Below are 17,549 nucleotides of genomic sequence, written 5' to 3' on the forward strand. Positions count from 1 at the left end.
CGGTTCGGGTGCGCTGTCGCTCGTCAACGCGGACGACTGGTCGAAGGACAAGGAGAAGGACGAGGACGGGAAGAAGGACCACGACAAGCCGAAGGGTGGCATGCACACCGGTTCGGGTGCGCTGTCGCTCGTCAACGCGGACGACTGGTCGAAGGACAAGGAGAAGGACGAGGACGGGAAGAAGGACCACGACAAGCCGAAGGGCGGCATGCACACGGGCGGGGGTGGTCTCGCGGGCACCGGTACGAACGTGACCGGCGCCGCGGTACTCGCGGGCGGACTGGCCGCGTTCGTCCTCTACCGCCGTAGGAAGGCCGCCGGCTCCGCCTCGTGACGCGCTGCCGACGCACCGGCCGTCGTCTCCGGGCGACGGCCGTTCCTTCCTCCCTTCTTTCCTTCCTTCCAAGCTCCCTCCGCTGCTCCCCTCCGCGTCCGAAAGGTGCCCCCGGTGACATCCCGACCCGACCCCCATACAGGCGTGGCGACGGCACGGCGCCTTCCCCGGTGGGTCGCACCCGCGTCGTTCTGGACGGTCGTCGCGGCAGTCCTCATGCTCGTCTTCGGGCCAGGACTATTCGCGGATGAACTTCCCGCACCGGCGAAGTCGGCGGTCACCGCGGTGCCCGGCGCTGCGCCGGAAGCCGCTCCGGAGGTATCCCCGCCGGTGTCGACGTCCGTCCCGCCGAGGAGTCCGGCGTTGCGGCGTTCGGCCCCTGTCCGGCTGAAGATTCCCAAGATCGGCGTGGACGCGCCGTTCACCGGCCTGGAAATCGGCTCCTCCGGAGCCCTGGACCCGCCCCCGGCCGACGACACGAACCTGGTCGGCTGGCAGAGCTCCGGCATCTCGCCCGGTGAGCGGGGTACCGCGCTCATCGCGGGCCACCTCGACACCGTCACGGCCCCTGCCGTCTTCGCGAGGCTCCGCGAGCTCGAGCCAGGAGACCGCTTCGAGGTCAGTCGCGCCGACGGCACCACCGCCGTCTTCCTCGTCGATTCCGTGGAAAGCTTCCGCAAGGACGACTTCCCCGACCAGCGGGTCTACGACGACACCCCCGACGCGCTGGTACGACTCATCACGTGCGCAGGCGCGTACGACCACTCAGCGAAGGACTACACGCAAAACCTCGTGGTCTTCGCCCACCTCGACCAGGAAGCCTGACGCGGCGCGTCCGATTCTCCCCGGGAACCCTCTCCCGGACCGACCAGCGAAGGACCCCGGCGGTGCGCCGGGGTCGCAGCCCGTTCTTGCCCTGCCGACGAGGCACGCGACATCCACCCGCGACGTACGTAGTGACCCGTGGACATCCGCGTCTTGGCGGGCGATCCGGAGATCGCGGCACCGTGGACCGCAACGCGGGGCCACGTCGCGGCGCGTACTGAAGCCGGTCAGCCGGCGAAGCCCGGGACCACCAGGCCGGACTCGTACGCGATCACCACCGCATGGGTCCGGTTCTGCGCGCCGAGCTTGGTCAGCACATTTCCGACGTGCGTCTTGACCGTCTCCAGGCTCACCGTGAGGGACTCCGCGATCTCCGGATTGGAGAGCCCGGTGGCCATCAGGCGCAGCACCTCCTCCTCCCGGCTGGTGAGGGCGGCCCGCGGCAGGGCCTCTGCGGAGCCCAGCGGGCGGGGGGCGACCATGCGGCCCAGTGCGGCCGGGAAGAGTACCGCTTCGCCCGCCGCCACCACCCGGACCGCTTCGGCGATCCGGCGGACCGGGAGGCGCTTGAGGACGAAGCCGCTGGCGCCCGCGCTGAGGGCCGCTGTGACGTAGCCGTCGTTCTCGAAGGTGGTGATCACCACGACCTTCGGCGGTTCGGCCGCTTCGGCAAGGAGTCGGCGGGTGGCCTCGATCCCGTTGAGACGCGGCATCCGGACGTCCATCAGGACCACGTCCGGTCGCAGCATCCTCGCCCGTTCGACCGCCTCGACGCCGTCGGCGGCCTCGCCGACCACCGTGATCCCCGGCTGTGCGGCGAGCAGCATGCGCAGGCCGCTACGGGTGACCTCGTCGTCGTCCGCGATCAGGAGGGTGACGGAGGGGCTGCTGCCGGAAGGCAGGGTCGTGCCCTCGCCCTCGTCGGATCCGCTCACGCCGACGCCCGTGCCGGCAGGCGGCAGGCCAGCCGCCAGTGCTGCGTCCCGTCCGGGCCGGCCCGGAATTCGCCGTGCAGCAGCCTGACGCGCTCGGCCAGTCCGGGCAGACCGTGGCCGGAGGTCGGGAAGGTACCCGGGCCCGGGCCCGGGCCCGTACGCGCCCCGGTCGGGTTGACCACCGTGAGATCCAGTCCGTCCGGTCCGGCCGCCACCCGGACCTCGATCGGGCCGCCCGCCCCGTGGCGCAGCGCGTTCGTCAGCCCCTCCTGGAGAATCCGGTACGCCGCCCGGGAGAGCGTCCCCTGCACCTGCGCCAGAGCGCCCGACAGCTCCGCTTCCACCACCGCCCCCGCGTGCCGCAGGCGGTCCAGCAGTTCGGGGAGGTCGGCCAGGGTCCGGGCCGGCGCCGTCCCCGACTGTTCCTCGCGCAGCACTCCGAGCACGTAGTCCAGGTCCTCCAGCGCGGCCCGCGTCGACTCCTCGATGCTGCGCATGGCGGCCCGCGCCGCCGCCGGGTCGGCGGAGAGCACCTCGCCGGCCACCGCCGCCTGGATGGTGGCCGCCGTCAGCGTGTGCCCGATCGAATCGTGCAACTCGTGGGCGATCCGGTTGCGTTCGGCCAGCAGCAGTTCCCGCTCGGCAGCCAGCGCGAGCCGTTCGGCTGCCGACGGCCCCAACAGCCGTGGCGCCGACCACCGCAGGAGCTTCGTCACCATGGCGCAGACGGCCACCGCCAGCAGGATGCACACGGCCGCCACCACCCAGCTGCTCCACCCGCCCGAGACCCGGACCGACGTGCCGAACAGACTCGCCCGCGCCTCGCCGCCGAGCCAGTTCCCCGGCAGGGAGAGGCCCATGATGAACAGCACCCCGCTCGCCAGCGCCCCCGCCCACCCGACGGCCACGTGCAGCACCAGCCAGAGCGGGGTCCGCCAGTGGTCGAGGCCAGGGGAACCAGAAGTGCGGCGACCGGCCACGGGATTCGGCAGCGGCACTCGCAGCAGCCGGCGGGCGGACACGACCAGCGCGCGCCGGACGGGGCGCGCCAGTCCGACCACGCCGACCAGGACCGCCCAGACGAGCAGGACCAGGAAGAGCTGCACGCTTTCGGGAGCGGATCGCCACGACAGCGCCGGCAACAGGGCGAACGGCAGCAGCGGAAGGCTGGCCAGCGCGCCGCAAAAGGCGAACAGCACACCCGAATACGTGGAGCCGCGCAACAGCGGCCGAATTCCCCTGATCATGGTCGCCAGTATCGCCGGGCAGCCCACCGGCAGCCTCCCCCGATCGGGGGAGCGATTTCTCCCGCCTTCCCGCGATGCGTCACAGGCCCCTGGAAACCAGGATCGTGCTCCATCGAACGATTCCTCAGGAGTTGACTCATGCGAGCTCAGACACGGCAGGGCTTTTCCTCCTCGACCCGGCAGCACCACGGCGGCAGGCGGCGACGAGCCGTGTCGGCCGCGGTGGCTGTGGCCATCGGCGTCATGTCACTGGGCGCCCTTGCCCCGCCCTCCGTCTCTGCTGCTGTTGCTGCCGCAAGGCCGGGTGCCGTCCAGCGGAGCCTGAACGGGCTGGTGCGTGACGACGGCATGCCTGCCGCGCTGGCGAGCGTCCAGGGCGGTGACGGCCGCACCCGCACGTACACCGCGGGAGTCGGCGACCTGACCACCGGCTCGAAGGTGCCCAGGGACGGCCAGGTACGGATCGGCAGCAACACCAAGGCGTTCACCGCGGTGGTGGTCCTGCAGCTGGTCGGCGAAGGGAAGGTCGGCCTGGACACCACGGTGGACACCTACCTGCCCGGCCTTGTCCGAGGGGAGGGGATCGACGGACGTAACATCACGGTCCGCCATCTCCTCCAGCACACCAGCGGACTCCCCGACTACGGCGCCCACGTCGACGACGACGAGATCAGGAACCGGTACGTCGAACCCCGCGACCTGCTCGACATCGCCCTCCGGTACAAGGCCGACGCGGCTCCCGGGAAGACGTGGGGATACAGCAACACCAACTACGTCGTGGCCGGCCTGATCGTCCAGAAGGTCACCGGCCGCCCCCTCGCCGAGGAGATGGACCGGCGCATCATCAAGCGCATCGGGCTGCGCCACACCTACTTCCCCACCCCCGGAGAGATGACCATCCGAGAGCCGCATCCCCAGGGCTACCACCGCAATCCGGCGGACGGACCGCTGCGCGACTTCACCGAGATGGACCCCTCCTGGGGCTGGGCGGCAGGCCAGTTGATCTCCACCAACTCCGACCTCAACCGCTTCTTCACCGCGCTCCTCGCCGGCCGCCTCCTCCCGGCGGCCCAACTCGCCCAGATGCGCACGACGGTACCCGCCGGGCCCTCAGGCCTCCGCTACGGGCTGGGGCTCACGAGCAGGCCGCTGTCGTGCGGCGGCGTCTACTGGGGCCACGGCGGCGACATCGCGGGGTACGAGACCCGGGGCGGTGTCACCGACGACGGTCGCGCGGCCAACGTCGCGGTCACGAGCATCCCGACGGACGATTCGGCCGCGCAGCACGTGAAGGACGCCGTGGACAGGGCCCTGTGCGGATGAAGCGTGCACCCGGCGCCCCGGAGCCCCGATCGATGATCCAACGATTCCTCAGGAGTTGACTCATGCGTGGACAGACACGGCAAGGGCTTCGCTCGCCGGGCCGGCGGCAGGACACGCGGCGACGTGCCCTGCCCGCCGCGGTGGCGGTGGTCATCGGCGTCATGTCATTGGGCGCCCTTGCCCCGCCCTCGGTCTCCGCTGCTGCTGTTGCTGCCGCAAGGCCGGATGCCGTCCAGCGGAGCCTGAACGGGCTGGTGCGTGACGACGGCATGCCTGCCGCGCTGGCGAGCGTCCAGGGCCGTGACGGCCGCACCCGCACGTACACCGCGGGAGTCGGCGACCTGACCACCGGCTCGAAGGTGCCCAGGGACGGCCAGGTACGGATCGGCAGCAACACCAAGGCGTTCACCGCGGTGGTGGTCCTGCAGCTGGTCGGCGAAGGGAAGGTCGGCCTGGACACCACGGTGGACACCTACCTGCCCGGCCTTGTCCGAGGGGAGGGGATCGACGGACGTAACATCACGGTCCGCCATCTCCTCCAGCACACCAGCGGACTCCCCGACTACAGCAACTACCTCGGGGACGACGTGCGGTACTACGCCCCCCGCGAACTGCTCGACACAGCCCTCCAGCACCCGGCCGACTTCGCTCCCGGGACGAGTTGGAAGTACAGCAACACCAATTACGTCGTGGCCGGCCTGATCGTCCAGAAGGTCACCGGCCGCCCCCTGGCCGAGGAGGTGGACCGGCGCATCATCAAGCGCATCGGGCTGCGCCACACCTACTTCCCCACCCCCGGTGACGCGAGCATCCGGGAGCCCCACCCCCACGGCTACCTCCGCAGCGCGGCGGACGGACCGCTGCGCGACATCACGGAGATCGACCCTTCCTGGGGCTGGGCGGCAGGCCAGATGGTCTCCACCAACTCCGACCTCAACCGCTTCTTCACCGCACTCCTGGCGGGCCACCTCCTGCCCCCGGCCCAGCTCGCCCAGATGCGCTCCACCGTCCCCGCCGAAGCGACCTTCGGCCCCGGCGCCCGCTACGGACTCGGACTCGTCAGCAGGCCACTCCCGTGCGGCGGTCTCTCCTGGGGCCACGGCGGCAGCTTCCCGGGATACGAGACCCGGGGCGGCGCCACCGACGACGGCCGTGCCACCAACGTCGCGGTCACCATGCAGCTCACCGACAAGGCGGGCCGCAGGAAGCTCGAACGTGCCGTGGACACGGCCTTGTGCCGCTGAACCCCGCCGGGGGCGTTCCGTGAAAACGACCGATGGGCCCGACATAAGCGCCCCAGTCGCTGGTGCGCGCGGCCAGTTCGGCGAAGACCTCCTCCTCGTCCCGTCCGGTGGCCAGCATTTCGCGGGCCTCCAGGACCAGATTGCCCTCGCCTTCCCCATGGCTCATGGCCCGAGGCCATAGCGATGCTCGAATGCGGCAGGCCGGGTGGGGGACTTGAGTGAACGTCTGCGACGACGGCGCTGGATTCAGCGGCAGAGCTCCATGACGGTGTCATCGAAGTCGGGGAACTCCTGGGCCGCCAGCTCGATCACGGCTGCCGCCGACCGGCGCTGGTGCGGTGCGAATCCTTCGGCGATGGCTGCCAACTCCGGGTTGGGGTATGCCTTCCAGTCGGGCTCGTACGAGGTGGCGGCTTCCCAGGGGCCGAAGCCGTCGGCCAGTAGCCACAGGAAGTCGCCCAGGTCGCGGGCGACGACACCGGTCTCGCCCTCGGACCCGAGGAAGACTATGGGCTGCTCGGACAGCGGCCGACTCGGGCGGATCAGCCAGAACGCGGCGTACCCGCCCGTGCCGTCCTGCCCGAACACGCGGAAGGCGCTGCCGTCCACTTCACAGTTCCCCGTCCATGCCTGGAACCAGTCGGTGGTCTCAGCGGCGGAGAGGAAGGCCGGGAAGGGCTCGAAGTCGACCCCCTTTGTCCCTTCGGCATAGTCGAATCGAACGGCCATCGCAGTGGCGAGCGCGTCGGGGAACTGCCGGTCATCGGTGGGCGTCACGGGGACAGGCTAGCCAGGGGGTCGGACAGTGGTGGTCCGCAGGCAAGATCCAGGTCGTTGGACAACTGCTGGCCTGTAGTTGTCCCGCGAGACAGGACAGATCTGGTCGCGACGAACGGGTGGCACAGCAGATGCTGTGCCACCCTCGGCTGTTCAGGCCGGGTTCAGCAGTCGTAGCGGTGGGTGTACGGGGTGTCCGGGCAGGCGCGGCAGACGAAGAAGTACATGCCGCCGAGGTCGCCCAGGACCATGTCGTGCCCGAATGTGTCGAGGACTACGGGGTCCACCTCGGCTCGCCAGGACGGGGTCGCGGCATGGTCCTGGCTGGGGTTCCGCTCGTCCAACGGGAGCCAACGGCCCACGCCCGCCTCGGTCGCGGTGACGCTGAGCAGGTGCTCCATGCGCGTGCCGCAGCCCGCACAGTCAGGCCAGTTCGGCCGCTGGGTCCAGCTCGGATAGCCGCCGACCTTGCTCTGCTGGGTGGTGGCCACCTCGAAGTAGTCGAAGCCGCGTTCCTCTTGCAGGGCCTCGAAGCGCTCACCGAGCTGCTCCTTGAGTCCGTCCGGCAGGTCCCAGTTCGGGTATTCCACGGCTGCTGTGGGGGACACCGTGCACGGGCGGGGCAGGTAGTCCTCCTCAGCGGTGTGCGGGCGGGGCGGTTGCTCGTCCGTGGCGTCGGTGGCCGTCAGTGCCGTGTTGCGCCAGTGGAGCTGGGGGTTGGCCGCGTACTGGTCGTCCTCGTGGACGAGCGGGCACCACAGGATCTGCAACAGGTCGGTGCCGGTGGGGAAGACGAGGCCGGGCACGTCCCGTGCGTACAGCTGGACCACCGGGATCATCGCGACCGGCTCTTGTCCGACGGGCGCGGCGAGTGGCTTGTAGTGGTCCGGTTCGGTGCACATCGGCCAGGGCTCGCTGGCCGGCCACAGCAGGGGCCCGCCGATGGAGCTGTCGCCGGGGCGCGGGTGTCCGGCCCGGGCGTAGAGGAGGGTGACCTCGCGGGCCGTACCGGCCAGCTCCGGAAAGACCGACTCGACGTCGAAGGGGATCGGCGCCAGCGGCCGCGGTCCTGTCGGCCGAGCCTCCTCGGTGCCCTGCTGTATGTGCCCTGACGGCATGGGGTCTCCCTCTGCAGGTCGTCGCACGCCGCCGACCCTAGCCCCCGCCTCCGACAGCGGTACCGCCCGCACCTCGCGCCCGGTGTCTGGTCAGTGGGTGACGGGTTGCGTGCGCGGTTTCGAGAGGGCGACGCGATACGTGCGGCGGACGTGCCGCTCCTGGCATCACGGCCGATCGTTGCCTGATCGTCGACTCGTTACCCTCCGCAGGCGCGCGCTGTCGAGGGGGTCGGGTGGCACCAGAGGGTCGGCGCCAGGGTGCGGGGGAGTGCCCTGCCGGATTGCCTGGCGCATTCTCCCCGGATTCTCCCCAGGAGACCCAGCGGTCTGCTCTCGACGTTCGCGCTGACTAAGTGGATGAACCGTAGTGATGTGCCGGCTAGAGCCAGTCGCGCTTCTTGAAGATGACGTACAGGCTCACACAGACCACGGCCATCAGCAGGATCGCGAAGGGATTTCCGCCCGCCCAGTGCAGCTCCGGCATGTTGTCGAAGTTCATGCCGTAGATGGTTCCCACGAGTGTGGGTGCAAAGAGGATGGCCGCCCACGAGGAGATCTTCTTGAAGTCCTCGCCCTTATTGCGCTGACCTGCGCAGATGACTCCGTTGGCTGGCCTGACCTGCGGCTTTGCTCCTTTCTGGAGCTTCACAGTGACGCGCCTTTACGCGGTCGATTCCCCCCCAGCCGCTCCCCAAGGGGCCTTCATTCTCCCCAGGTTCTCCCCAGCGGCAGGTGGTGGTGGGGGTGGATCGTGGCTGGTCAGAGGGCGGGTTTCGGGTGCTGCTCCCGTCGCGCACCGTAGTCTCGCGGGTTGGCAGCCGAAGGCCGTTGCCTGGTCCAGCACCGGGTGGTGAGGCGGCGGCCTGGGTCGACTACGTGTACTTCGCCCTGTCGGTCATGACGACGTTCGGTACGACGGACGTCACGGTGATGTCGCGGAGATGCGCCGGACGGTAGCGGCCAGCGCGCCCATCGCGTTCGTCTGCAACACGGTGATCGTGGGCGGCATGGTCGCGGCACTGGACGGCGGGCAGGGAGCCTGACCGGACGCTCTCGACCTCGATGGTGTGGGGGCGGTGGCCGGAGCGTCCGCGTCGTGCGGTCTGACCCGGCCACCGCCCTTCGTGCTCAGGGGGTGAGCACGAGGCGGATCGGGTCTCCGATCTTCTTCTCCAGCCGGGCGACGGCGTCCGCGGCTTCGGCCAGGGGGACGTGGGCGCTGACGGAGGGGCCGAGGTCGAGGCGTCCGGCGGCGGCCAGGCCGACGAGCTGTTCCACGTGCTCCGGCTCGGAGCCGTAGTGGCCGCGGACCTGGTTGACGTTGAAGCAGAATCCGATGCTGTCGGCGATCGTGACCGGCTCCGGGGTGAGTCCGGCGAGGACGAGCGAACCGAAGGGACCGAGGACCGACGCGGCCTGGGCGCGGGCGGCGCCCACGCCGGCGAAGTCGAACGCGACGTCGAGGCCGCGCCCGGCCGTCGCCTCCCGCACCGCCTCCGCGAAGTCCGGGGCGAGGGGGTCGAGGGCGACGTCCGCGCCGAAGAGGAGGGCCCGCTCGCGGGCCGAGGGCAGCGGGTCGATCGCGATGATCGGGGCCGCGCCGACCATCCGGGCAAGCCGCACGGCGTGGGCGCCGAGGCCGCCCGCGCCCCAGATGCCGACCGACTGGGCGGGGCGGACCGCGCCGGTGCCCACGATCGCGGCGTACGGGGTGGAGACCGCGTCGGGGATGATCGCGGCCTGGTCGAAGGGCAGGTCGTCCGGGATGGGGAGCAGAGTGCCCTCGCGGGCGATCGTGTACTGCGCCCAGCCGCCGTCGTAGTCCAGGCCGCGGGTGAGGGGGCGGTGGCACAGCATGCGGCGCAGGCAGCCGCCGCAGTCGCCGCAGGCCTCGCCGGCCTGGAGGACCACGCGCTGTCCGGGCGTCCAGTCGCCCTTCACGTCCGGGCCGAGGGTGTGGACGACTCCGGCGACCTCGTGGCCGAGGGTGACGGCGCCCGCCTTCGTGACGGCGTCGGTGGGGAAGAAGGGGCTCAGGCTGCCGTCGATCAGATGGATGTCGGACAGGCAGACGCCGGCGGCCCGCACCTCCACGAGGACCTCGCCCGGGCCGGGGACCGGGATCGGGACCTCTTCGACGGCGAAGGTACGGGTGTCCAGGCGCAGCCGCCCGGCCAGCATGGTGTTCATGCGGAGACCTCGATGTGCTCGGTGGAAGAAGCGCGTGCGTAGCTCAGGCGCTCGACATGGTCGACTGACCGTGTCGTTCAACCGTGTCTATTGACGAGGTCGCCTGTCAAGCCGCTCCCGCCGGACGTTCGCGGGGCGCTCCGAGTTCCGCCCTGTGACTGTGTCATTCAATACAGTCATACGACATGTTCACTCGACAAAGTCGTATGTATGTTGGTTGGTGACTGCTGGAGTGCAACGAAAGGCACGCTCATGACTCAGGTGTCCGTAGGCGCGGCGCGGGCGATCCCCGAGCGCCCCCCGCTGCCCCTCGTAGGCCACGCGTTCAACGTTCCGGCGGGCGCGGACTTCCTGGCCTACCTGCTGAAGGAGTTCAGGGAATTCGGGCCCGTGTACCGGCTGCGGCTCTTCGGGAGGGACACCGTCATGGTCGGCGGTCTGGACCTCGTGACCGAGCTGTCGGACGAGACCCGCTTCCGCAAGCACGTGCACGCCGACCTGGTCGAGGTCCGGGCTCTGGCCGGCGACGGTCTGTTCACCGCCTACAACCACGAGCCGAACTGGCGCAAGGCCCACGACATCCTGATGCCCGCGTTCTCACTCGGCTCGATGCGCAGCTACCACGCCCCCATGCTTCAGGTCGCCCGGTCGCTGATCGGCAAGTGGGACCGGCTGGCCGGGGTGCAGTCGGTGGACGTGCCCGACGAGATGACGCGGCTGACCTTCGACACGATCGGCCTGTGCGGCTTCGGCTACGACTTCGAGTCCTTCCGCCGCGACGACCTGCACCCGTTCGTCGAGGCGATGGCCCGGGCTCTCGTCTTCGCCCAGGAGAAGGGCGAGTCCATCCCGGGCTCCGAACTGTTCAAGAGGAAGAAGGTCGAGCAGTTCCGCGCGGACATCGACCTGATGACGGAGCTCGTCGACGACGTGATCAGGGAGCGCCGTGCCTCCGGCGACACCAGCACGGACGATCTTATGGGGCTGATGCTGCACACGAAGGACCCCGTCACCGGCGAGCTCCTGGACGACGTCAACATCCGGCACCAGGTGATCACCTTCCTGATCGCCGGCCACGAGACCACGAGCAGTGCGCTCTCCTTCGCCCTGTACTACCTGACCAAGCATCCGGAGGTGCTCGCCCGGGCCCAGGCCGAGGTGGACGCCCTGTGGGGCGACACCGAATCCCCGGATCCCCGGTACGGCGACATCGGCAAGCTCACCTACATCCGCCAGGTGCTCAACGAGAGCCTGCGGCTGTGGCCGACGGCGCCCGCGTACGCCGTCGAGCCGATCGAGGACACCGTCATAGGCGGCAAGTACCCCGTACGCAAGGGCGAGTCGCTGATGGTGATCGCCTCGGCCCTGCACCGCGACGCGGCCTGGGGAGAGAACGTCGAGCTGTTCGATCCCGAGCGCTTCACTCCCGAGCGGGAGGCGGCCCGTTCGGTCCACGCCTTCAAGCCGTTCGGCAGCGGAGAGCGGGCCTGCATCGGGCGCCAGTTCGCGCTGCACGAGGCCACCCTGCTGCTGGGCCTTCTGGTACACCGCTACCGCCTGATCGACCACACCGACTACCAGATGAAGATCAAGTCGACGCTGACGATCAAGCCCGACGGGTTCAGCCTGAGGCTCGCCCGCCGCACCAGCGACGAGCGGCGCCTGCCCGCCGCAGCGGCGGCGGACCCCGCCGCGAGCCGGACCGCGGCCGTGACGCGCCGGGCGAGCGGCACCGCGCTGACGCTGCTCCACGGTTCCAACCTCGGCACCTGCGCCGGCATCGCCCGCGACCTCGGCACGGACGGCGAGGACCACGGCTTCGCCTCGGCCGTCTCCCCCCTCGACGCGTACACGGAGAGGCTGGCCGGCTCCAAGGGCCCCGTCGTCATCGTCGCCGCCTCCTACAACGGCCGGCCGACGGACGACGCCGCCGAGTTCGTCGCCTCCCTGGAGAACCTCGCCCCCGGCTCGCTCACCGGGCTGCGGTACGCCGTCCTCGGTGTCGGCGACCGCAACTGGGCCGCCACCTACCAGCGGATCCCCACCCTGATCGACGAGCGTCTGACCGCCGCCGGCGCCGTCCCGCTCCTGGAGCGCGGCAGCGCCGACGCCTCCGGTGACTTCGGCGGAGTGGTCGACCAGTGGACGGAAGACCTGTGGAAGGCACTCCTGGACGAGTACGGCGAGGCGGTCGCCGGCGAAGCGGCCGGCCCCGCACCGGAGGCGGAAGGGGAAGGGCTGTACGAGCTTGAGGACACCTCGGAGTCGGTCCTCGGCGGTCTCGCCGAGCGCCACGGCGTCCAGCCGATGGAGGTCCTCGAAGCGTACGAACTCGTCGACACCGACCACGAACTGGGCCGCTCCAAGCGGTTCCTGCGGCTCCGGCTGCCCGAGGACGTCACCTATCGGACCGCTGACCACCTGGCCGTCCTGCCCAGCAACCCCGAGGCCCTCGTCCAGCGCGTCGCCGACCGCTTCGGCCTCGACCTGGACCGCACCGTCCGGCTGCGCGCCCGCCGCCGGAGCCGGGGTGCCCTGCCCGTGGACCGGCCGCTGACCCTTCGCCGCCTGCTCACCGACTTCGTCGAGCTCCAGGACGCGGCCACCCGGGAGCAGGTCGCCGTGCTCGCCGAGCACACCGAATGCCCGCCCGAGAAGCAGCCGCTCACCGCGCTCGCCACCGCCGATCCCGAGACCTTCCGGGAGCAGGTGACCGTCGCGGGGCTCAGTGTCCTGGACCTCCTGGAGCGCTACCGCGCGTGCGAGCTGCCCTTCGAGCGCTTCCTGGAGCTGCTGCCGGTACTGCGTCCCCGGCACTACTCGATCTCGTCGTCCGCCGCGGCCCGGCCCGGCGAAGCCGATCTGATGGTGTCGCTGCTCGCAGCGCCCCACCGGTCGGGCGAGGGCGCCTTCCGGGGCATCGCCTCGCACTTCCTGCAGACCGTGAACGCGGGCGACGTGATCCAGGCCCGGGTCCTGCCGTGCAGCGAGTCCTTCCGCCTCCCCGAGGACACCTCCGTACCGGTGATCCTGGTCAGTGCGGGCACCGGCCTCGCGCCTTTCCGCGGCGCGGTCCTGGACCGCCACCACACGGGCTCGACCGGCACCCTGCTCTGCTACTTCGGCTGCGACCACCCGGACGTGGACTTCCTGCACCGGGAGGAGTTCGAGGCGGCCGAGGCGGCCGGCGCCGTCAGCATGCGCCCCACCTTCATGCACGCGCCCGAGAACGGCGCCCGCTTCGTCCAGGAGCGCATCGCCCGCGAGAGCGAGGAGGTGTGGTCGGTCCTGGAGGCCGGCGGACGCGTCTACATCTGCGGCGACGGCCGCCGCATGGCACCCGCCGTACGGGAAGCGTTCATGGCGATCTACCGCGAGCGGACCGGTGAGAGTGACGAGCGGGCCGAGGCGTGGCTCGCCGCGCTCGTAGGATCCGGACGCTACGTCGAGGACGTCTGGGCCGGCTGACCCTCACGCAGAAACGGTGGTGGGCACACCTTCCGGGTGCGCCCACCACCGTTTTTTCGCGTCGTGTCAGGCCATCGGTACGGCAGGGGACATCGGTACGTCAGGCAGGTCGAGGTCCCCCTTGGCCAGCGCCACGGTCGCGGCCACGAGCGCCCTGAGGCCCGTCCGTTCGGTGGCCTCGTCCGGCAGACACAGGAGGACCTGCATGGTGAGTCCGTCGAAGCCGGAGAGGAAGAACCGGGCCACCGTCTCCGGGGACTCGGCCAGTTCCTGCCCCGTCCTCTCCGCCGTCTCCGTGATCACCTGCGCGGTCACCTCTATGACCCGCCGGTAGTGGCTCTGCCGGGCCTCGTTGAGACCGGGCACCCGCAGGGCGAACATGGTCAGCTCGCTGAGCAGCTGGTGGTGCGACGTCGGCTCGCGCACGGTGCCCCACAGGGCGCCCGCCAGGGCGCTGAAGGTCTCCTCGAAGCCCGCGTCCTCCGGCGCCGCCCGCTGCACCTGCGCGACCAGCTCGTCGGTGATCTGGTCCATGACCGCGCGGTACAGGTCCTCCTTCGTCCCGAAGGTGTAGTGGACGGTGGCCTGCGCGACACCGAGCTCCGCGGCGATGGCGCGGGTACTCCCCGCGGCGACGCCCTCACGGGTCATGAGGTCGATGGCCGCCTTGATCAACTGAGGGCGGCGCTCCGCCGCGGAAACATGAGCCATATGCCCACTATATCGACTTAGTCGATCGATTAAGTCGGCCCGGAGCAGGCGTTACGTCACTTCGGCGGTCGACGCGCTGTCTGCGGGGAGAGCCTGCTCGGCCCAGATGACCTTTCCCTCGCGACCGTGCCGCGTCCCCCAGCGCTCCGCGCACTGGGCCACGAGGAGCAGGCCGCGGCCGCCTTCGTCGAAGATGCGGGCGCGGCGCAGATGCGGCGCGGTGCTGCTGGCGTCGGAGACCTCGCAGGTGAGGGTCGACTGGAGGATCAGTCGCAGCTGGATGGGGCTCTTGCCGTAGCGGATCGCGTTCGTCACCAGTTCGCTGACGACCAGCTCCGTGGTGAAGGAAAGATCTTCCAGCTCCCAGGCCGCCAGGACGTCGGAGGCGAAGCGGCGGGCCCCGGACACGGCTGCCGGATCGGACGGAAGGTCCATCGTGGCGACGTGGTTCGGGTCGAGGGCACGGGTCCGGGCGACGAGCAGAGCGACGTCATCGGCGGGGCGGCTGGGCAACAATGCGGCCAGGAGCTGGTCGCAGGTCTCCTCCAGCGAGTCCGGTGTCGAGGTGAGGACGTCGTGCAGCGTGGCGAGTCCGAGGTCCACGTCACGCGTGCGGCCGGCGATCAGACCATCGGTGTGCAGGACCAGGAGGCTGTCCTCCGGCAGCTCGAACTCCGTGGTCTCGAAAGGGAGCCCTCCCAGGCCGAGGGGCGGTCCGATCGGCACCTCGGGCAATTCGACCACGTCGACGGTCCGGGTGGCCCCGCCGGTGGCTGCGGGGGTCACCACGGTCGGCGGGACGTGCCCGGCACTGGCCAGGGAGCACCGGCGGGAGACGGGGTCGTAGATCGCGTACAGGCAGGTGGCGCTGGTCTCGCCCGCGTTCAGCGACTCCTCGCGCTGCATACGGATGACCACGTCGTCCAGATGCGTGAGGAGTTCATCGGGCATGAGATCGATGTCGGCGAAGGCGCGGACGGCCGTGCGGAGTCGGCCCATGGTGGCGGCGGCGCGCAGGCCATGACCGACCACGTCGCCGACGACCAGTGCGACACGGGCCCCGGACAAGGGAATGACGTCGTACCAGTCACCGCCCACACCGGCGCTGGACCCGGCGGGCAGGTAACGCGACGCCGTTTCCACGGCCGAGTGTTTCACCGTGTTCCGCGGCAGCAGGGTTCGCTGGAGGGTGAGCGCGGTGGAACGCTCATGGGTGTACCGGCGGGCGTTGTCGATGGACACCGCCGCCCTGGAGACGATCTCCTGCGCCAACAGGAGATCGTCGTCGTCGAACCGGACCGAGGTGCGATGGCGTACGAACTGCACCAGCCCAAGGGTCTCCCCACGGGCATGCAAGGGCACGAGCAGAACGGAGTGGAGACCGAGGTCGCGCAGCACTCGGCCGTGGGACTCCGACGGCGCCACCCACGTGGGCATCTCGGTCCCCGCGATGTGGTGCAGGACGGACCGTCCGGTGGTCAGTGCGCGAACCGGTTCAGAGTCGTCGGGGTAGGTGTGGGTCCCACCGACGCGGAGCAGGGACTCCGGACAGTCGGCGAGGACGGAGCGCTGGGCGACGCGGCGCTGCGTCAGGGCCTCCGGCGGACCGGTGCCGGTCTCGTCGAGTGCGGAGTCGAAGAGGTCGACGGTGACGAGGTCGGCGAAGTCCTCGGTGCAGACCTCCGTCAGCTCCTCCGCGGTGCGGGAGATGTCGAGCGTGGTCCCGATCCGCTTGCTCGCCCTGTCGGTGAGGGCGAGCCGACGCTGCAGCAGACGGTCGCGTTCCTCCTGGTAGGCGGCGACGACCTCTTCCGAGGAACGGTCCACGTAGTCGAAACCGATCGCGACCAGCCTCACCGTGGCGAGGTTGATCATGTGCCAGTCGCCGGTGAGGCGGGGAGCTTCGGCCTGCAGCTGTTCGAGCAGGCTGAGATGGCCGAGCCGGTAGGCACGGAGGAGCCGGCTCACCGGGATGCCCCGCCGGGCGTAGAGGCGGGCGATGTCCAAGGCGGCCGGAGGAGCCTCCGGCGCGCTCGCACCGGGGCGGGCCTCCAGGAGATCCAGCAGGGCGGTGACGTGCTGGGCCGTCTCCTCCAGGGTCAGGGCCTCGAAGTCCGCGTTCTCCCACAGCTCGGGGAACTCGCCGTTCAGGCGCTGGAGCAGCAGGCTGGCCAGCTTCTTCACCTCGGGTCTGAGGTGGCGGGCCAGCTGACCAAGGAACGCATCGACCTCGGTTCCCATAGTGCGAATGTACGGGAAAGCCATGGTGTGCGCTCCTCGGACAGTTGCGGCAGCCTCTGGTCGGCCCGGCTCTCAGAGGCCGAGGTGGTCGCCCAGGTCGGCGTAGTCGACCTGCCACAGGCCGGGAGAGCCCGTGGGGTACTGGGAGCGGAAGCCGAGCATGCGCTGGACACGCGGCGAGAGCGTCTTGGCGAGCTCCCTGTCGACGAGGAACGGGTACGCCTCCTCGCCGGTGAGGAAGCCCGCGTTGAACGTGAAGGCGAGGCCCCGCCGGTACTCGTCGCCGGTCCTGTTCGCCCCGCCGCCGTGCGCGGTCTTGCCGCTGATGAGAAGGACGTCCCCGGCGTTCATGACGGCGGGGATCGTCTGCTCGGGGGTCCCGCGGTCCTCGAAGTCGCTCCAGTGGTTGCTTCCGGGGATGACGCGGGTGGCGCCGTTCTCCTCCGTGAAGTCGGTCAGGGCGACCAGGAAGTTGATGGTGACTTCCGGCCCGCTGGGCCCCATGCCGATGAACGGGAACCAGTTCTCCAGGTCACGGTGGAGCATCTGCGCCTTGTTGCCGGGGCCGATCTCGATCACCTGGGCGGTGGTCATCCAGTACGTGCCCGACTCCTGGAGGAAGACCAGGTCGCTGATCCCGTGGACCAGGGGGTGGTCGATGACCTCGCTGCGGAACGTGGCGCTGTGCGTCACCAGGTTCGTGAGGCGCTTGGTGTTGCTGCCGTGGAACGCGGCCACGATTTCGTCCTCGTGGAGGGACCCCGGGGCGAGCGCCCGCAGCGGCTGCTCGATCTCGGCGTTGAAACGGACGATCTGCTCCTGCGTCAGGAAGCCCTTGATGATGACGCCCCCGTCACGGGTCACGATCTCGAGGATCTCCTCCGCCGGCGTGTCGTTCGCCACGGACGTCAGTGCCTGGGCCTTCTTCTGTGTCGTCATGTGCGTCCTCTTCCTCGATCTGAAGCGCGGTTGATCGACCGTTCGATCAGCCGCGGGCGCTCCGTCTTCCGGGGCCTCCCGCGCGGCGTCCTCGCGACGGTCAGGTGGGTTCGGTGGTCATGGCGTTTCCGCGTTGTTCCTGTGGTGGCCGTCTCACTGTCGCCAGCCAGTACCGCAGGCGAGAACGACAGCGGGCA

12 protein-coding genes and 3 pseudogenes are annotated in these 17,549 nt (G+C 70.2%); 6 read left to right on the forward strand and 9 right to left on the reverse strand.

The genetic code is table 11. The annotated features are described in order from the left end of the window. Positions 1-334: pseudogene (locus tag ACIGEZ_RS16960) on the forward strand (hypothetical protein); the annotation flags it as partial. A gap of 216 nt (positions 335-550) precedes the next feature. Then, the gene (locus tag ACIGEZ_RS16965; RefSeq protein ID WP_399832133.1) at positions 551-1,159 is read left to right on the forward strand and encodes a class F sortase; all 609 of its coding nucleotides are present in this window, start codon (positions 551-553) and stop codon (positions 1,157-1,159) included. A 227-nt stretch (positions 1,160-1,386) separates the two neighbouring features. Here ACIGEZ_RS16965 and ACIGEZ_RS16970 read toward each other — a convergent pair whose 3' ends face one another. Both ACIGEZ_RS16970 and ACIGEZ_RS16975 read right to left on the reverse strand, forming a co-directional pair. Beyond that, complete coding sequence (locus ACIGEZ_RS16970) at positions 1,387-2,094, reverse strand: response regulator (protein ID WP_399831642.1); 708 nt, start codon at positions 2,092-2,094, stop codon at positions 1,387-1,389. Further along, on the reverse strand, positions 2,091-3,341 hold the full coding sequence (locus ACIGEZ_RS16975) for a sensor histidine kinase (RefSeq protein WP_399831644.1): 1,251 nt from the start codon (positions 3,339-3,341) through the stop codon (positions 2,091-2,093). The genes ACIGEZ_RS16970 and ACIGEZ_RS16975 overlap by 4 nt, the downstream gene beginning before the upstream one ends. Before the next feature lie 138 nt (positions 3,342-3,479). On the opposite strand from ACIGEZ_RS16975, the gene ACIGEZ_RS16980 reads away from it, so the two are divergent. Together ACIGEZ_RS16980 and ACIGEZ_RS16985 are read left to right on the forward strand one after the other, a co-directional pair. Continuing rightward, complete coding sequence (locus ACIGEZ_RS16980) at positions 3,480-4,664, forward strand: serine hydrolase domain-containing protein (RefSeq protein WP_399831646.1); 1,185 nt, start codon at positions 3,480-3,482, stop codon at positions 4,662-4,664. Between the two features lie 62 nt (positions 4,665-4,726). After that, positions 4,727-5,908 (forward strand): serine hydrolase domain-containing protein, encoded by a 1,182-nt coding sequence (locus ACIGEZ_RS16985; protein WP_399831648.1) that lies wholly within the window; start codon positions 4,727-4,729, stop codon positions 5,906-5,908. A 246-nt stretch (positions 5,909-6,154) separates the two neighbouring features. Here the strand turns inward: ACIGEZ_RS16985 and ACIGEZ_RS16990 are convergent, their stop codons facing one another. The 3 genes and pseudogenes from ACIGEZ_RS16990 to ACIGEZ_RS17000 form a co-directional block, all read right to left on the reverse strand. After that, the gene (locus ACIGEZ_RS16990; protein WP_399831650.1) at positions 6,155-6,685 is read right to left on the reverse strand and encodes an SMI1/KNR4 family protein; all 531 of its coding nucleotides are present in this window, start codon (positions 6,683-6,685) and stop codon (positions 6,155-6,157) included. A 164-nt stretch (positions 6,686-6,849) separates the two neighbouring features. Next, positions 6,850-7,803, reverse strand: a complete 954-nt coding sequence (locus ACIGEZ_RS16995) for a hypothetical protein (RefSeq protein ID WP_399831652.1) — start codon at positions 7,801-7,803, stop codon at positions 6,850-6,852. Positions 7,804-8,182: 379 nt separating this feature from the next. Next, positions 8,183-8,380 (reverse strand): annotated as a pseudogene (locus tag ACIGEZ_RS17000) (CorA family divalent cation transporter); the annotation flags it as partial. A 266-nt stretch (positions 8,381-8,646) separates the two neighbouring features. On the opposite strand from ACIGEZ_RS17000, the pseudogene ACIGEZ_RS17005 reads away from it, so the two are divergent. Continuing rightward, positions 8,647-8,846: pseudogene (locus ACIGEZ_RS17005) on the forward strand (DUF1345 domain-containing protein); the annotation flags it as partial. An 85-nt stretch (positions 8,847-8,931) separates the two neighbouring features. Here the strand turns inward: ACIGEZ_RS17005 and ACIGEZ_RS17010 are convergent. Next, positions 8,932-9,993, reverse strand: coding sequence for a zinc-binding dehydrogenase (locus ACIGEZ_RS17010; RefSeq protein ID WP_399831654.1), 1,062 nt, complete (start codon positions 9,991-9,993; stop codon positions 8,932-8,934). A gap of 252 nt (positions 9,994-10,245) precedes the next feature. Between ACIGEZ_RS17010 and ACIGEZ_RS17015 the strand changes: the two genes are divergently transcribed. Beyond that, positions 10,246-13,461, forward strand: coding sequence for a bifunctional cytochrome P450/NADPH--P450 reductase (locus ACIGEZ_RS17015; RefSeq protein ID WP_399831656.1), 3,216 nt, complete (start codon positions 10,246-10,248; stop codon positions 13,459-13,461). Between the two features lie 66 nt (positions 13,462-13,527). Here ACIGEZ_RS17015 and ACIGEZ_RS17020 read toward each other — a convergent pair whose 3' ends face one another. Genes ACIGEZ_RS17020 through ACIGEZ_RS17030 form a run of 3 tightly spaced genes read right to left on the reverse strand, consistent with a single transcriptional unit; the run spans position 13,528 to position 17,352 of the window. Next, positions 13,528-14,172, reverse strand: a complete 645-nt coding sequence (locus tag ACIGEZ_RS17020; protein WP_399831658.1) for a TetR/AcrR family transcriptional regulator — start codon at positions 14,170-14,172, stop codon at positions 13,528-13,530. 51 nt (positions 14,173-14,223) lie between these two features. Further along, on the reverse strand, positions 14,224-16,437 hold the full coding sequence (locus tag ACIGEZ_RS17025; RefSeq protein WP_399831660.1) for a SpoIIE family protein phosphatase: 2,214 nt from the start codon (positions 16,435-16,437) through the stop codon (positions 14,224-14,226). Between the two features lie 48 nt (positions 16,438-16,485). After that, positions 16,486-17,352 carry a phytanoyl-CoA dioxygenase family protein gene (locus tag ACIGEZ_RS17030; RefSeq protein WP_399831662.1) on the reverse strand — a complete coding sequence of 289 codons (867 nt, stop codon included), beginning with the start codon at positions 17,350-17,352 and terminating at the stop codon, positions 16,486-16,488. Positions 17,353-17,549 lie beyond the last annotated feature (197 nt).

Origin of the sequence: Streptomyces sp. NPDC085481 (genome assembly GCF_044541845.1) — a bacterium.
In the GTDB taxonomy this organism is placed as follows: Bacteria; Actinomycetota; Actinomycetes; order Streptomycetales; family Streptomycetaceae; genus Streptomyces.

Excerpts from the sequence above, each read along its gene's own strand:
- ACIGEZ_RS16965 (WP_399832133.1), top strand. The coding sequence starts at position 551 with ATGCTCGTCTTCGGGCCAGGACTATTCGCGGATGAACTTCCCGCACCG.
- ACIGEZ_RS16975 (WP_399831644.1), bottom strand. The coding sequence starts at position 3,341 with ATGATCAGGGGAATTCGGCCGCTGTTGCGCGGCTCCACGTATTCGGGT.
- ACIGEZ_RS16980 (WP_399831646.1), top strand. The coding sequence starts at position 3,480 with ATGCGAGCTCAGACACGGCAGGGCTTTTCCTCCTCGACCCGGCAGCAC.
- ACIGEZ_RS16985 (WP_399831648.1), top strand. The coding sequence starts at position 4,727 with ATGCGTGGACAGACACGGCAAGGGCTTCGCTCGCCGGGCCGGCGGCAG.
- ACIGEZ_RS16995 (WP_399831652.1), bottom strand. The coding sequence starts at position 7,803 with ATGCCGTCAGGGCACATACAGCAGGGCACCGAGGAGGCTCGGCCGACA.
- ACIGEZ_RS17010 (WP_399831654.1), bottom strand. The coding sequence starts at position 9,993 with ATGAACACCATGCTGGCCGGGCGGCTGCGCCTGGACACCCGTACCTTC.
- ACIGEZ_RS17015 (WP_399831656.1), top strand. The coding sequence starts at position 10,246 with ATGACTCAGGTGTCCGTAGGCGCGGCGCGGGCGATCCCCGAGCGCCCC.
- ACIGEZ_RS17020 (WP_399831658.1), bottom strand. The coding sequence starts at position 14,172 with ATGGCTCATGTTTCCGCGGCGGAGCGCCGCCCTCAGTTGATCAAGGCG.
- ACIGEZ_RS17025 (WP_399831660.1), bottom strand. The coding sequence starts at position 16,437 with ATGGCTTTCCCGTACATTCGCACTATGGGAACCGAGGTCGATGCGTTC.
- ACIGEZ_RS17030 (WP_399831662.1), bottom strand. The coding sequence starts at position 17,352 with ATGACGACACAGAAGAAGGCCCAGGCACTGACGTCCGTGGCGAACGAC.